Raw genomic sequence first — 13,603 nt, 5'->3', positions numbered from 1 at the left:
CTCGTGCGGAGCATCCCCGACTCCATGGTTCGTTCGTCCGAGGCTATTGTCTGGATGCCGGGATGGGGTTGCGGGGCCGTGACGGTCGGGTAACGGAAATCTCACGCGCACCCCGACCCGCCCCCACGGCATGACCACCCACCCGTCCTCACTGCCGGGAGGACCGTCACGGGTCTAGGCTCGCTCCCATGACCGGACTCACGCCGTACCTGTTGTTCCCCGGCACCGCGGCGGAGGCGCTCGGCTCCTACCGGGACGTCTTCGGGGGAGAACTGATCCTGAACACCTATGCCGACTTCAATCGTCCCGGCCCGGCCGACGCCATCGCACACGGCATGCTCAAGGGCCCCGTGACGCTGTTCGGCGCCGACGCCGACGCGGACGAGGACGCCGTCCACATCGTGGGTGCGTTCTTCTCGCTGCTCGGGACCGCCGAGCCGGCGGTGCTCACCGGCTGGTTCGAGCGACTCTCCGACGGCGGCAGGGTGGTCGACGCCCTGCAGGAACGGCCTTGGGGAGCGCACGACGGCACCGTCGTCGACCGCTTCGGCATCCGCTGGCTGATCGGCTTCGAGCCCCACTGACGCCTCCGTCGGGGTGTTCAGGATTGCATCCGACGCCTAGTGTGGAGGTCGTAACCACTGGACGAAGGAGTTCGAGATGGGCGACAACACGTACAAGGTGACCGAGATCGTCGGAAGTTCGACGGCTGGTCTGCAGCAGGCCATCGACGGCGCGATCGAACGGGCCTCCACGACGCTGAAGAACCTGGACTGGTTCGAGGTGACCGAGATCCGGGGACACATCGAGAACGGCCGGGTGGCGCACTACCAGGTGGGCCTGAAGCTGGGCTTCCGGCTGGAGGACCACGCCGGCTGAGCCCTGCCCGGTAACCTCTGGGGCCATGGCGTCGAAGTGGCAGTTCTGGATCGACCGTGGCGGCACGTTCACCGACGTCGTGGCACTGCGCCCCGACGGGGAACTCGTCTCCCACAAGGTCCTGTCCGAGGCCACCGCCACCCCGCCGCGTTACCGCGACGCGGCCGTCGCCGGCATCCGGGAACTCCTCGGCGTGGGACCGGCCGAACGGCTGCCCGTCGAGCAGATCGACGTGGTCAGGATGGGCACCACGGTCGCCACCAACGCGCTGCTGGAGCGCAAGGGGGAGCCGACTGTGCTGGTCATCACCCGCGGGTTCGCCGATGCGCTGCGCATCGGGTACCAGAACAGGCCCCGCCTGTTCGAGCGGCACATCGTGCTGCCCGACCTGCTCCACGAGCGCGTCGTCGAGGTCGACGAGCGCATCACCGCCGACGGGGAGGTGCTCCTCGAGCCGGACCTGGAAGGCCTGGCCGAACCGCTGCTGCAGGCGCTCGCCGACGGCATCACGGCGGTGGCGGTGGTGTGCCTGCACAGCCACCTCCACCCGGCCCACGAACAGCGCATCGGCGCCCTGGCGCGCCGTCTCGGCTTCGCCCAGGTGTCCCTGTCCAGCGAGGTGAGCCCGCTGCTGAAGGTGGTGCCGCGGGGTGACACCACCGTCGTCGACGCCTACCTCTCGCCGATCCTGCGCCGCTACGTGGAGCAGGTGGGCGGGGAACTGCCCGGCGTCGAGTTGCTGTTCATGCAGTCCCACGGCGGTCTCACCGGGGCGAGCCACTTCCGGGGCAAGGACGCCATCCTCTCCGGACCGGCGGGCGGCATCGTCGGCATGGTGCGGATGTCGCAGGCTGTCGGGCTGGACCGCGTGATCGGCTTCGACATGGGCGGCACTTCCACCGACGTCTCCCATTACGCGGGCACCTACGAACGCGTCTTCGACACGCAGGTGGCCGGCGTCCGGCTCCGGGCACCCATGCTGGACATCCACACGGTCGCAGCCGGGGGCGGTTCCGTGCTGCACTTCGACGGCGCCCGCTACCGCGTCGGACCCGACTCCGCCGGCGCGATGCCCGGGCCCGCCTCGTACCGGCACGGCGGGCCGCTGACCGTGACCGACGCCAACGTCATGCTCGGCCGCATCCAGGCCAACCACTTCCCGGCCGTGTTCGGGCCCGGCGGGGACCAGCGGATCGACGCCGAGGAAGTCCGCGCCCGGTTCGCAGAACTCTGCGGCGAGATCACCCGGGCCACGGGTGACGAGCGCACACCGGAGGAGGTGGCGTCCGGATTCCTGCGCATCGCCGTGGCCAACATGGCCAACGCCGTGAAGAGGATCTCGGTGGCCAAGGGGCACGACGTCACCGCCTACGCACTGACCACGTTCGGGGGCGCGGGCGGGCAGCACGCGTGCGCAGTCGCCGACGCCCTCGGGATGCGCACGGTCCTGGTCCCTCCCATGGCCGGCGTGCTCTCGGCCCTCGGCATGGGCCTCGCCGACGTCACCACCATGCGGGAGCAGTCCGTGGGGGAGTACCTGGACGACGGCGTCGTCGGTCGGCTCGAGGCCGTCGCCGCCTCGCTGGAGGCCGACGCCGGGGCCGAGTTGGCGGACGCCCGCGGCCGCACCGAGGTGAACCGCACCGCCCACGTCCGATACGACGGCACCGACACCTCGCTGCAGGTCCGGCTGGCCGACCCGGACTCCATGCGGTCGGAGTTCGAGGCAGCGCACCGGCGGCTCTACTCGTTCCTGCTGGACCGGCGCCTGGTGGTGGAGGCCGTCTCCGTCGAGGTGGTCGCACGCTCCGGGGCGCCCGATCCGTCGGGCCCCTCCGCCGCGCCCCCGACGGGTGAGGGCGGCCCGGCCCGTCCGGACGGAGCGGTGGCGATGTACGTCGGCGACGGCTGGCGCGACGTGCCGCTGCACCACCGTGGGCGCCTGGCCGTCGGGGACGAGGTGACGGGGCCGGCCATCGTGGTGGCCAACGCCACCACCGTTGTGGAGGACGGTTGGCGCGGCGTGGCGGGGCGTCTCGGGGAACTGCGCTTGGACCGGGTCCGCAGCAGCTACGGGGCCCCCGACGTGGGCACCGACGTCGATCCCGTCATGCTCGAGATCTTCAACAACCTCTTCATGGCGGTGGCCGAGCAGATGGGCACTGCGCTGGAGCAGACTTCGCAGTCGGTCAACATCAAGGAGCGGCTGGACTTCTCCTGCGCGCTCTTCGACGCGGAGGGCCACCTGATCGCGAACGCCCCCCACATCCCGGTGCACCTGGGGTCGATGGGCACGAGCGTCCGGGAGGTGATCGCACGCGCGGGCTCGATCCGGCCCGGCGACTCCTACGCGGTCAACGACCCCTACCACGGCGGCACCCATCTCCCCGACATCACCGTCATCAGTCCCGTCTTCGACGCGGGCGGGGGCGAGGTGCTGTTCTGGGTGGCCTCCCGCGGCCACCATGCGGAGATCGGGGGTATCACCCCGGGCTCGATGCCTGCTCGCTCCCGCACCGTCGAGGAGGAGGGGATCCTGTTCGACGCCTGGCTGCTGGTCTCCGAGGGCAGGCTCAGGGAGACGGAGACGAGGCGACTGCTCACCTCGGGTGCCCATCCCTCCCGCAACCCGGACGGCAACCTCGCCGACCTGCGCGCCCAGGTGGCGGCCAATGCCCGGGGCGCCGCGGAGGTCGCGGCCATGATCCGGCACTTCGGGCTCGACGTGGTGCGCGCCTACATGGGGCACGTGCAGGACAACGCCGAGGAGGCCGTGCGCCGCGTCGTGTCCACCCTCGCTGACGGTGAGCACGAATACGAGACCGACTCCGGCGCCACCATCCGGGTCCGGGTGCGGGTGGACCGCGGATCCCGTTCCGCCACCCTCGACTTCACCGGCACCTCACCGCAGCTCGCCGACAACCTGAACGCACCGGCCGCAGTCACCACGGCCGCCGTGCTGTACGTGTTCCGCACCCTCGTCGACGACGAGATCCCCCTCAACGACGGCTGCCTGCGTCCGCTGGAGATCATCCTCCCCGAGAGCTCGATGCTCTCCCCGCAGTTCCCGGCCGCGGTGGTCGGCGGCAACGTCGAGACCTCCCAGGCCGTCACCGGAGCCCTCTACGCGGCGCTCGGGGTGCAGGCGGAGGGGGCGGGGACCATGAACAACGTGTCCTTCGGCAACGCCGACCACCAGTACTACGAGACCCTAGCCTCGGGCTCCGGCGCCGGAGACGGGTTCGACGGCACGGCGGTGGTCCAGACCCACATGACCAACTCCCGACTCACGGACCCGGAAGTGCTCGAGACGCGCTACCCGGTCCTGCTCGAGTCCTACGGGATCCGCCGCGGCAGCGGCGGAGACGGGCGGTGGCGGGGTGGGGACGGCGGCGTGCGCAGGCTGCGCTTCCTCGAGCCCATGACGGTCAGCATGCTCTCGGGGCACCGCCGGGTGCCGCCCTACGGGATGGCCGGCGGCTCGCCCGGAGCGCTCGGCGCAAACCGGGTGGAGCGCGCCGACGGGACGCTCACGCCGATGGCGGGCAACGACGTCGTGGAGGTGGGGCCCGGTGACGTCCTCGTGGTGGAGACCCCGGGCGGTGGCGGCTACGGCCTGCCCGCCGTGGCCGAACGGGCCCCGACTCAGTAGAGGAAGATGGCGAACAGGTGCGGGTTGTGGGCGTGCACGATGGCCATGAACACGATGGCGTCGAACAGCAGGTGCACCACGAGCACGTACAGCAGCGAGCCGGTGCGGGCGAACAGGAAGCCCTGCACCAGCGCGAAGGGGAAGGTCAGCAACGGTCCCCACTCCCGGTAGCCGAGCTCCCACAGGAAGGAAACGAAGATCGTGGCCTGCAGCAGGTTGGCCAGCCACACCGGGAAGTGGCGCCGCAGCAGGGCGAAGCAGGTGCAGATGAAGAACAGCTCGTCCCAGGTTCCGACGAAGTTGACCCCGACGAAGAACCGGACCAGTTCGCTCCCGTCGGTGATGTGCGGCCAGTTGAGGTAGGCGCCCGAACGGATGAAGTAGAACGGCAGGATGGCCCAGCCCAGGAAGGGCACCGCCACCACGTAGGTGATCTCCACCTTGGACCAGCGGTGCTCCCCGATCCACGGGAAGCCGATGGCGCGGCGCCGGTACAGCAGACGGTCCACCAGCAGCGGGGCGGCCACCGCGAGGACCAGGACGGCGCCGATGGTGAAGAACCGGTCCCAGTTGACGTCTGCCTCCACGGAGGTGGTGCTGACGATCGCCACCCCGATCCCGATCAGGAGCAGGTCCTTGGCGAGCTCGCGGCCCGCCCACCGGGCGCCGAGCAGGCTGAGCACCAGCAGGGCGTGTCCCCAGCCGGCCAGCTGGAACCCGAACAGCAGGAGGGCAGAGATCGCGACGCCTGCGGCCGGCGGCAGGTCTCGGAGCCGCCACTGCCCGTCTGCGGGCGGTTCGGGGGCGGTGGTCGACGCCGGGGACGTGGCCATGCCACCAGCATTCCAGATGGCCCCGTCCGGAGGTATGTTCCATCCGGCACGAACGCAGGAGGCAGCATGACCGGAAGAATCTGCATCGACCTGTTCACCACCCTCGACGGCGTCGGCCAGGGTCCCGGCGGGCCGGAGGAGGACACCAGCGGCGGCTTCAGGTTCGGGGGTTGGCAGGCGCCGCTCCCCGACGACATGGTGGGCCGCGAGGTGCAGGCCGGGATGGAGCACATGGACGCGCTGCTGCTGGGCAGGCGGACCTATGACATCTTCGCCGCCTACTGGCCGCACCACGTGACCGGGGAGGAGGGCGGCATCGGGCGGCTGTTCAACCGGATCCCGAAGTACGTCGCCTCCCGCGGCAACCCGGAGCTCGGCTGGGAGGGCAGCAGCCTCCTGGGCGCCGACGTCGCGGCCGCAGTTTCCGGGCTGCGCGAGCGCCACGCCGACGTGCACGTCATCGGCAGCATCGACTTCGTCCAGACGCTGCTGGCGGAGAAGCTGTTCGACGAGCTGAAGCTGTGGGTGTACCCGGTGGTCCTCGGTCAGGGCAAGAAGGTGTTCCCCGACGGCGCCGCACCCTCCACCCTGCGGCTCCTCGCACCGGCGGTGACCGGTGACGGCGGCGCGGTGATGCTGCGCTACGCGCCCGGGGGCGAGGTCGCGACCGGCGCCATGGACGCCTGATCGCTCCGCGGTCAGCCGCGCCGCGCGATGGCGGCGATCGTGCCGCGGGGGTGGGTGACCCCTCGGCTGTGTACGTTGGCGACGTCGCCGACGTGGGCGACGCTCGGGGGACGAAACTCGATGAGGCGGTTCGTCGTATGAGCAACGCAGTCCGGCGATCCTGCCCGTCGCAAACGGAAAGGGACGGTTGAATGACTGTCAGCAGACGAGGGATGTTTCGTGGCGTCGGGATCGGCGCAGCAGCGGTTGCCGGCTCGGCACTGACCGCGGGAGTTGCCCGGGCCGACGGCGGCCGGGGCAGCAAGGGCGGCGGCCGGGGGCGCGGCCTCAGGACGGGTGCCGACGTCGCCGCCGCAGACCAGTGGCGTGTCTTCTCCGGTCGGAAGGTTGGCGTGATCACCAACCCGACCGGAGTGCTCGAGGACTTCACCTCGATCGTCGATGACATGGTGGCTCGCGGGGTCGACGTCGGGGCGGTGTTCGGGCCCGAGCACGGGTTCCGCGGCACCGCACAGGCCGGCGAGAGCGAGGAGACCTTCGTCGACCCCCGCACCGGGGTCACCGTCTACGACGCCTACGGGGCCAACGTCGCCAAGTTCGCCGGCTTCTTCACGGAGTCCGGGGTGGACACGGTGGTCTTCGACATCCGTGACGTCGGAGCCCGCTTCTACACCTACATCTGGACCATGTGGACCGCCATGCAGGCGGCCTCCCAGGTGGGAATCGCGTTCGTCGTGCTCGACCGGCCCAACCCCCTCGGCGGCCGGGCCCGTGGACCGGTGCTGCAGGAGGGATTCTCCTCCGGCGTCGGTGTCCTGGAGATCGCGCAGCAGCACGGCATGACGGTGGGCGAGCTCGCCCGCTTCTTCAACGGCGTGTTCATGGAGCGTGCCGGGCAGGTGCCGCTCGCGGACCTCGACGTGATCGAGGTGCGGGGCTGGCGGCGGGAGATGGTGGGCCCGGACCAGGCCGACAGGTGGATCCCGCCGTCGCCGAACATGCCCACCCCTCAGACGGCGACGATCTACCCGGGCACGGGCATGTTCGAGAGCACCAACTTCTCCGAGGGACGGGGCACCACCCGCCCGTTCGAGCTGATCGGCGCCCCGTACGTGGACCACCAGTGGGCCGCGGCGCTCAACGAGCGCGGGCTGAAGGGCGTGGAGTTCCGCGAGGCCTACTTCGTCCCGACCTTCTCGAAGAACCAGGGCCAGGTGTGCGCCGGCGTGCAGGTGCACCTGATCGACGAGGAGAAGGTGGACGCCATCGCGGTGGCCACCCACATGCTCGTCGAGGCGCGAGACCTCTACGAGGGCTTCGACTGGCGCGGTGACGGTGGCCGCTGGATCGACCTGCTCACCGGTTCCGACAGGTTCCGCACCCAGTTCGAGGCCGGTGCCTCCGCCGAGGAGATCATCGAGGCGTGGCAACCTGAGCTGCAGCAGTTCGTCAAGGACACCCGCGGGTACCTCCTGTACCCCGGGCCGCGCTGATGAGGGGCGCGCTGGGAAAGCTCCTCGGCGCGTCGGCAGTGGGGGTGACGACGGCGGCCATGGTCGCCGTCGGATCCCTCGCACCCGCGCGCGCCGACGACGGGAACGGCCAGACCGGCCGCTTCGACGTCGTCCATGATGGTTTCATGGACCCCCGCACCACGCTGTCCGACGTGGACCCGGTGCGGCTCGGCCTCGACCCCGCACCCATCGAGGCGGCTTGGGAGGAGATCAACTCCTACGCCCACCCGTCGGACCCCGACGTGCGGCCGCTGTACTCCTCCAGCGTCGGCATCATGGGCCACGCGGGCGCAGTCGTCAGCCGCCACCACGACGGCCACGCCCTGCTGTACGCCGACGGCGACGGCACCGAGCTGCCGCCCGATGAACGGATCGCCGCCACGCCGGAGACCATCTACGACATGGCCTCGGTCAGCAAGCTGTTCACGTCCATCGTCGTGATGCAGCTGGTCGAGGACGGGTTGGTCGACCTCGACGCCGCCTACGCCTCGTACGTGCCGGAGTTCGGCAACGGGGGCAAGGATGAGATCACGGTCTCCCAGATGCTGACCCACACCTCCGGGCTCGTGGCGTGGCTGCCGCTGTGGAGCCGCTACCCGGACGTGGAGTCCCGCATCCGGGCGGTGATGGACGTGGAGGTGAGCAACCCGCCGGGAACCGTCTACGAGTACTCGGACCTCAACCTGATCGCGCTGGGTGTGCTGGCCGAGCGCCTCACCGGCGAGCCCCTGGATGTGCTGGTGCGCGACGGCATCACGGCTCCGCTGGGCATGGCGGACACCGGCTACAACCCGGACCCGGCGCTGCTGCACCGCATCGCCGCCACCGAGTACCAGGCCAGCCCGGACCGGGGGATCGTCCACGGCGAGGTGCACGACGAGAACGCCTGGAGCCTCGGCGGTGTCGCCGGGCACGCGGGCATCTTCTCCACCGCGCCGGACATGGCCGTCCTCGCCCAGACGTTCCTGAACGGTGGGGCCTACGGCGACGCCCGGATCCTGGGCGAGGACTCGGTGCGGGCGATGGTCACCAACCTCAACACCGAGTTCGACGGTGACGCCCACGGGCTCGGCTTCGAGCTGGACCAGATGTGGTACATGGGTGGCCTGTCCGGGCCTGCGACTGCCGGCCACACCGGCTACACCGGCACGTCCCTGGTGATCGACTTCCAGTCACGCTCGTTCGTGGTGCTGCTCACCAACCGCGTGCACCCCAGCCGGTCCTGGGGATCGAACAACCCGGCGCGACGCGCGGCCTCCGACGGCCTCGCCCGGGCGCTGGCGGTGCCGCCGCAGCAGGGCCGGACGGCCTGGTTCGGTGGCCTCCGCGACGGCTCGGAGACCACCCTGGCCCTCGAGGTTCCCGACGGTCGCAGGGTCAGCATTGAGTTCAGTGCATTCGTCGACGCCGAGCCGACGGACGTCTTCGCGCTGGAGGCCTCGGCCGACGGCGGCCAGACCTGGACGCTCCTGCCGTTCACGGTGGAGCGGGGCAAGGGGAGGCACGCCGATCGGGAGGAGATCGACGGCACCTGGAACAACCAGGGCAACCGGGACTGGGGACGTGCCACGGCGCGGGTCCCCGAGGGAACCGAGTTGGTCCGCTGGCGCTACACCACCGACTCGAACACGCAGGGGCGCGGTGTTCTCGTGGACGCCGTCAAGGTCCGCGACGGGCGACGCGTGGTCCTGGTCGGGGAGAGCGCTCCGGACGCGTTCGAAGCCGACGGGTTCGAGCCGGTGAGCCGCTGACGGGGCTAGCGTGGGGCCATGCCCCGACTGGAACCAGCCACCTACCTCGAGTTCATCCGCACGGAGTCCGAGCGGTTCCGGGAGGTCCTCGGCGAGGTGGACCCGGCCGCCCGCGTCCCGACGTGTCCCGAGTGGGACGCCTCTGACCTGCTGTGGCACCTCACGGGCGTGCAGCGGTTCTGGACGCGGGCGGTCCGGGCCCGCCCGGACAAGCCTGAGGAGCTCGAGGTGCCGCGGCCGTCGTCGCATCCTGAACTGCTGCGGAGCTTCGACACGGTGACGGGCGAGTTCTCCGAGGTTCTGGCCGGCGCGGGCATGGCCGAGCCGGCCTGGACCTGGGCGGCTGAGCAGACGGTGGGTTTCATCCAGCGACGCCAGGCGCACGAGGTGCTGGTCCACCGGCTCGACGCGGAGCTGACGCTCGGTGCGGTCAGCCCGGTGGATCCCCAGCTCGCCGCCGACGGCGTGGAGGAGGTCCTCGACGTCATGTTCGGCAGCGTGCCGGAGTGGGGCAAGTTCACGCCGGGCGAGGGCCTGCTCCGCGTGGATCCCGACGACGCCCGGTGGCCGGTGTGGATTCAGCTGGGGACGTTCAGCGGAACCGACCCGGAGGGCAGGTCCTTCAGGGAACCGGACATCGCCGTCGTCGACGACCCGGGGGTGGAGCCTGACGGCGTCCTCACCGGGGCCGCCGCGGCCATCGACGCCTGGCTGTGGCGCCGCGGGGACGAATCAGAACTGATCGTCCACGGGCAACGGCGCATCTTCGACCAGTTCCGCAGCGTGATCGACCACCCGATCAACTGAGTCAGTTGCCCGTGCCCGGCATCCCGGGCCGCTCCCTCTCATCGCGCGGGGAGGTGGACGGGACGGGGTTCGGACCAGCGGCCAGGAACTGCTCGGCGAGGGAGACCGCGCCGCTCTGCAGCGCCGTCGGCACCACCAGCGTGGCGGCCTCGGTGCCGAGCTGGAATCGGACCACCCAGTTGTTCCCGACGCTGGTGGCGAAGGCTCCCGGGGTCAGGTCGTCGACCTCCGTGGGCGTGGTCCCGGCCGACTCCGCGGCGCTCCGCAGCTCCGCCAGGGTCAAGGACTCGAACCTGAACAGGACCGGGCCGGCGCCGCTCGCGCTGTACCGGCACTCGCGGGCTGCCACCATGTTGCTGGTCACCTGCCGTCCGAGCGCGGCCGCCACGTCCTCGGGCGCGGGGCACTCGATGGTCATCGAGGACTCAGGGGGGACCGGCGACGGCGTGGGGTCGGCGAAGGCCGCTCCCACGTTCGGGCACAGCAACAAAGCCGCTCCGAGAACCGCGAAGCGTCTGGAGAGCACCATCTCCCACCCCTTCCCGACCATCCCACGCTACGTCGTGGGCGGCCGGTGTCAAAGCAGGCGCCGCGCGAGTTGCCGACGGACGACGTCAGCGGAGGACGGCCAGCACCACCTCGCGGGTGCCGGCGTCGTCGACGAGACGACCCAGCAGGCGGCCCGGTGCGTCCTCGTAGCGCTCGTCCGTGAGGAGCCCAACCACCTCCAGTTCGCCCACCGTCGCCACGCCCTCGGCGACGCCCGTGCCGCGGATCTCCATGCCTGCCGGCTTCACGCTGCCGTCGCGCAGCGAGACGGTCTCGACGGCGGTGTCGCCCTCGCGGATCACGCGCTCGAGCTCGGCCAGGTAGACGGGGTCGGTCATGGCGTCGTAGACGTAGCGGGTGCCGAGCTCGCTGTGCTCGAGCACGCCGATGAGGCCCTCCACGTCGTCGTCGAGCGGCTCGGCGCGGTACGTCTGCGGGATCTGGAAGACGAAGCCGTCGGCGTTGAACAGGAGGGTCTCGATACCCACCTCACCCTCGGGGTCGACGAACCGGAAGGCGGCCACCTGCTCGATGACGGCCGGGTCACCGGTGAACCAGTCCTGCCGGGCCAGCCAGTCGACCACCAGCTCCCGTTTCGTGGGGGTCAGCGTAGCTCCGCTGTGGATCTCTGCGCGGCGGGTCATTGGGGGCCTCCCTCGTCGTGGCTGCGTGGTGTCCCAGTGAACCAGATGGCGACGGTCGTGCCGGCGTGGTGCCTATAGGGTGGGCCGCGTGAAGATCCTCCTCCTCGGAAACGGTGGCCGGGAACACGCCCTGGGCCGCGCCCTCGCCGGTGACCCGGAAGTCAGCGAACTCCACGTCGCCCCCGGCAACCCCGGCCTCGCAGCCATCGGCACGCTGCACGCGATCAACCCCGCTGACCCCGACGCAGTGGTCACCCTCGCCCGGGCCCTCGGCGTCGACCTCGTGGTGGTCGGTCCCGAGGCGCCCCTCGTGGCGGGAGTCGCCGACGCGCTGGTCGCCGCGGGGATCGACTGCTTCGGCCCGTCGGCGCAGGCCGCCGTGCTCGAGGGGTCGAAGGCGTTCGCCAAGGAGGTGATGGCCGCGGCCGGGGTCCCGACGGCAGCCTCGAGGCTGTGCGAGACCCCCGAGCAGGCAGCGGCCGCACTGGACGAGTTCGGGGCGACCCACGTGGTCAAGAACGACGGCCTCGCGGCCGGCAAGGGAGTGGTGGTCACCGACGACCGCGCTGCGGCCCTCGCCCACGCCGCAGCTTGCGGCCGGGTGGTCATCGAGGACTTCCTGGACGGCCCCGAGGTCTCCCTGTTCGCCATCTGCGACGGTGAGCGCGCGCTGCCGCTGCTGCCCGCCCAGGACTTCAAGCGCGTCGGTGACGGCGACGCCGGGCCGAACACGGGCGGCATGGGTGCCTACGCACCGCTGCCCTGGGCCCCCCGGGGCCTGGTGGAGGAGATCATGACGGCCGTCGTCGACCCGACGCTGGCAGAGATGAGGCGTCGCGGCACGCCGTTCGTCGGGCTGCTCTACGCCGGTCTCGCGCTCACCTCGAAGGGGCTGCGGGTGGTCGAGTTCAACGTCCGGTTCGGTGACCCGGAGACCCAGGCCGTGCTGGCGCTGCTGGAAACCCCGCTCGGTGGGGTGCTGCGTGCGGCCGCCCGGGGTGAGCTCGACTCCGTCGGGGAACTGAAGTGGCGCGACGGCGCGGCGGTCGTCGTCGTCTCGGCCGCGGAGGGCTACCCCGGCACACCGCGCAGCGGCGGCCACATCGAGCTGCCGGCCGACGGGCAGGACGCCTGGGTGCTGCAGGCAGGCACGACGCTGGACGGCGACAGGCTGGTGGCCTCCGGCGGTCGGGTGCTGGGCACCGTGGGCAGGGGAGTGGACCTCGAGGAGGCCCGGGAACGCGCCTACGCCCAGCTGGGCCTGGTCGGTTTCGCCGACGGCTTCCACCGCACCGACATCGGCATCCCGCACTGACCCGTCAGTCGCGGTTGCGTCGCCAGATGTCGGTGGACAGCGCCGTGGCGAACGACGTCCACGCGGAGTAGGGCTTCAGCGCAAGGCCCAGCTTGGGGTCCTGCTGCCCGGCCCGCTTGGAGAGGTCGGCGGAGCTCGCGGCCAGCGCACCGGCGACGATCGAGGCCAGCCCCAGCTTCTTGGCCTTGAAGAACGCGAAGCTCCAGCCTGCGTTCAGGATCAGGTTCAGCACCAGCGCGGCCTTGTAGTCGCGGTGCCGCTCGTCGTCCCCTTCGGCCTTCGTGTCGGCGAGGACCTTGCCCGAGACCAGGGCGATGCTCGTGTAGAGCGCCGTCCAGGCCACCGGGAACACGGCCGGCGGTGGCTGCCAGCGCGGCTTGTCCAGGGACTTGTACCAGGCCGTCTTGGGATCCGTGGCCACGGAACCGGCGACCGCCGTGGTGACCACCGCGGCCGTTGCGCCCAGGAACGAACTGAGGCTGTGGTTCTTCTTTCGGGGCATGTCCGACCTCCTTCTGTGTGGCCCCAGTCAAACACGACTTCCGGGTCAGGTGTGCCATCATTCCCGCATGCCCACTCCTGACAGTGCAGCCCCCTGCCCCTGCGGGGGCGAGACCTATGGGACCTGCTGCGAGCCGATCATCACCCAGAGCGCGAAGGCCTGGACCGCGGAGGCCGTCATGCGGTCGCGCTTCACGGCCAACGTGATCGGTGACCTCGACCACCTGTGGCGGACCTGGCACCCCCGCACCCGCCCGCAGCGGGTGCTGCCCAGCGGTAACCAGTGGCTCAAGCTGGAGGTCGCCGACGTCGTGGACGGCCAGCCGGGCGACGTGACGGGCGTCGTCGAGTTCGTCGCCACCTACCGCGACAACTGGCGGACCAAGACCATGCACGAGCGCTCCGGGTTCGAGTACCGGGCCGGCAGGTGGCTGTACACGGAGGCACTCCCGCCGACGCAATAAGCTGTTG

The 13,603-nt window shown here is 70.9% G+C and carries 13 protein-coding genes; 9 read left to right on the top strand and 4 right to left on the bottom strand.

Going from position 1 to position 13,603, the window contains the following annotated elements:
- The first annotated feature begins 188 nt into the window (after positions 1 to 188).
- From FOJ82_RS04080 to FOJ82_RS04070, 3 genes are all read left to right on the top strand, one after another.
- Positions 189 to 584, top strand: a complete 396-nt coding sequence (locus tag FOJ82_RS04080; protein WP_143937139.1) for a VOC family protein — start codon at positions 189 to 191, stop codon at positions 582 to 584.
- 76 nt (positions 585 to 660) lie between these two features.
- On the top strand, positions 661 to 879 hold the full coding sequence (locus FOJ82_RS04075; protein ID WP_143937138.1) for a dodecin: 219 nt from the start codon (positions 661 to 663) through the stop codon (positions 877 to 879).
- Positions 880 to 904: 25 nt separating this feature from the next.
- On the top strand, positions 905 to 4,531 hold the full coding sequence (locus FOJ82_RS04070) for a hydantoinase B/oxoprolinase family protein (RefSeq protein ID WP_143937137.1): 3,627 nt from the start codon (positions 905 to 907) through the stop codon (positions 4,529 to 4,531).
- Here FOJ82_RS04070 and FOJ82_RS04065 read toward each other — a convergent pair.
- Positions 4,525 to 5,364: a CPBP family glutamic-type intramembrane protease gene (locus FOJ82_RS04065; RefSeq protein ID WP_143937136.1), complete on the bottom strand. Its 840-nt coding sequence runs from the start codon at positions 5,362 to 5,364 to the stop codon at positions 4,525 to 4,527. The two genes, FOJ82_RS04070 and FOJ82_RS04065, sit on opposite strands and share 7 nt — an antisense overlap.
- A gap of 66 nt (positions 5,365 to 5,430) precedes the next feature.
- On the opposite strand from FOJ82_RS04065, the gene FOJ82_RS04060 reads away from it, so the two are divergent.
- From FOJ82_RS04060 to FOJ82_RS04045, 4 genes are all read left to right on the top strand, one after another.
- Positions 5,431 to 6,051, top strand: a complete 621-nt coding sequence (locus FOJ82_RS04060; protein WP_143937135.1) for a dihydrofolate reductase family protein — start codon at positions 5,431 to 5,433, stop codon at positions 6,049 to 6,051.
- Between the two features lie 191 nt (positions 6,052 to 6,242).
- Positions 6,243 to 7,544 (top strand): exo-beta-N-acetylmuramidase NamZ family protein, encoded by a 1,302-nt coding sequence (locus tag FOJ82_RS04055; protein ID WP_143937134.1) that lies wholly within the window; start codon positions 6,243 to 6,245, stop codon positions 7,542 to 7,544.
- On the top strand, positions 7,544 to 9,316 hold the full coding sequence (locus tag FOJ82_RS04050; protein WP_143937133.1) for a serine hydrolase domain-containing protein: 1,773 nt from the start codon (positions 7,544 to 7,546) through the stop codon (positions 9,314 to 9,316). Before FOJ82_RS04055 ends, FOJ82_RS04050 begins: the two co-directional genes overlap by 1 nt.
- Before the next feature lie 18 nt (positions 9,317 to 9,334).
- Complete coding sequence (locus FOJ82_RS04045) at positions 9,335 to 10,123, top strand: maleylpyruvate isomerase family mycothiol-dependent enzyme (protein ID WP_143937132.1); 789 nt, start codon at positions 9,335 to 9,337, stop codon at positions 10,121 to 10,123.
- A gap of 1 nt (position 10,124) precedes the next feature.
- Here the strand turns inward: FOJ82_RS04045 and FOJ82_RS04040 are convergent, their stop codons facing one another.
- Both FOJ82_RS04040 and FOJ82_RS04035 read right to left on the bottom strand, forming a co-directional pair.
- Positions 10,125 to 10,652, bottom strand: coding sequence for a hypothetical protein (locus tag FOJ82_RS04040; protein WP_143937131.1), 528 nt, complete (start codon positions 10,650 to 10,652; stop codon positions 10,125 to 10,127).
- 85 nt (positions 10,653 to 10,737) lie between these two features.
- Positions 10,738 to 11,316: a maltokinase N-terminal cap-like domain-containing protein gene (locus FOJ82_RS04035; RefSeq protein WP_143937130.1), complete on the bottom strand. Its 579-nt coding sequence runs from the start codon at positions 11,314 to 11,316 to the stop codon at positions 10,738 to 10,740.
- Between the two features lie 88 nt (positions 11,317 to 11,404).
- On the opposite strand from FOJ82_RS04035, the gene purD reads away from it, so the two are divergent.
- Positions 11,405 to 12,631 carry a phosphoribosylamine--glycine ligase gene (purD, locus tag FOJ82_RS04030; RefSeq protein WP_143937129.1) on the top strand — a complete coding sequence of 409 codons (1,227 nt, stop codon included), beginning with the start codon at positions 11,405 to 11,407 and terminating at the stop codon, positions 12,629 to 12,631.
- Between the two features lie 4 nt (positions 12,632 to 12,635).
- On the opposite strand, the gene FOJ82_RS04025 is transcribed toward purD, so the two are convergent.
- Positions 12,636 to 13,133, bottom strand: a complete 498-nt coding sequence (locus tag FOJ82_RS04025; protein ID WP_143937128.1) for a TspO/MBR family protein — start codon at positions 13,131 to 13,133, stop codon at positions 12,636 to 12,638.
- Between the two features lie 67 nt (positions 13,134 to 13,200).
- Between FOJ82_RS04025 and FOJ82_RS04020 the strand changes: the two genes are divergently transcribed.
- Entirely contained in the window at positions 13,201 to 13,596 is a 396-nt protein-coding gene (locus tag FOJ82_RS04020; protein WP_143937127.1) for a YchJ family protein, read from the top strand.
- The last annotated feature ends 7 nt before the right edge of the window (positions 13,597 to 13,603 follow it).

The sequence above is a fragment of the Tessaracoccus rhinocerotis genome, from assembly GCF_007197885.1.
Taxonomy (GTDB): Bacteria; Actinomycetota; Actinomycetes; order Propionibacteriales; family Propionibacteriaceae; genus Arachnia; species Arachnia rhinocerotis.
The sequence above is the reverse complement of the archived record's forward strand: the minus strand, read 5'-3'. Positions and strand labels throughout refer to the sequence as shown.

Excerpts from the sequence above, each read along its gene's own strand:
- FOJ82_RS04080 (WP_143937139.1), top strand. The coding sequence starts at position 189 with ATGACCGGACTCACGCCGTACCTGTTGTTCCCCGGCACCGCGGCGGAG.
- FOJ82_RS04075 (WP_143937138.1), top strand. The coding sequence starts at position 661 with ATGGGCGACAACACGTACAAGGTGACCGAGATCGTCGGAAGTTCGACG.
- FOJ82_RS04070 (WP_143937137.1), top strand. The coding sequence starts at position 905 with ATGGCGTCGAAGTGGCAGTTCTGGATCGACCGTGGCGGCACGTTCACC.
- FOJ82_RS04065 (WP_143937136.1), bottom strand. The coding sequence starts at position 5,364 with ATGGCCACGTCCCCGGCGTCGACCACCGCCCCCGAACCGCCCGCAGAC.
- FOJ82_RS04060 (WP_143937135.1), top strand. The coding sequence starts at position 5,431 with ATGACCGGAAGAATCTGCATCGACCTGTTCACCACCCTCGACGGCGTC.
- FOJ82_RS04055 (WP_143937134.1), top strand. The coding sequence starts at position 6,243 with ATGACTGTCAGCAGACGAGGGATGTTTCGTGGCGTCGGGATCGGCGCA.
- FOJ82_RS04050 (WP_143937133.1), top strand. The coding sequence starts at position 7,544 with ATGAGGGGCGCGCTGGGAAAGCTCCTCGGCGCGTCGGCAGTGGGGGTG.
- FOJ82_RS04045 (WP_143937132.1), top strand. The coding sequence starts at position 9,335 with ATGCCCCGACTGGAACCAGCCACCTACCTCGAGTTCATCCGCACGGAG.
- FOJ82_RS04040 (WP_143937131.1), bottom strand. The coding sequence starts at position 10,652 with ATGGTGCTCTCCAGACGCTTCGCGGTTCTCGGAGCGGCTTTGTTGCTG.
- FOJ82_RS04035 (WP_143937130.1), bottom strand. The coding sequence starts at position 11,316 with ATGACCCGCCGCGCAGAGATCCACAGCGGAGCTACGCTGACCCCCACG.
- FOJ82_RS04025 (WP_143937128.1), bottom strand. The coding sequence starts at position 13,133 with ATGCCCCGAAAGAAGAACCACAGCCTCAGTTCGTTCCTGGGCGCAACG.
- FOJ82_RS04020 (WP_143937127.1), top strand. The coding sequence starts at position 13,201 with ATGCCCACTCCTGACAGTGCAGCCCCCTGCCCCTGCGGGGGCGAGACC.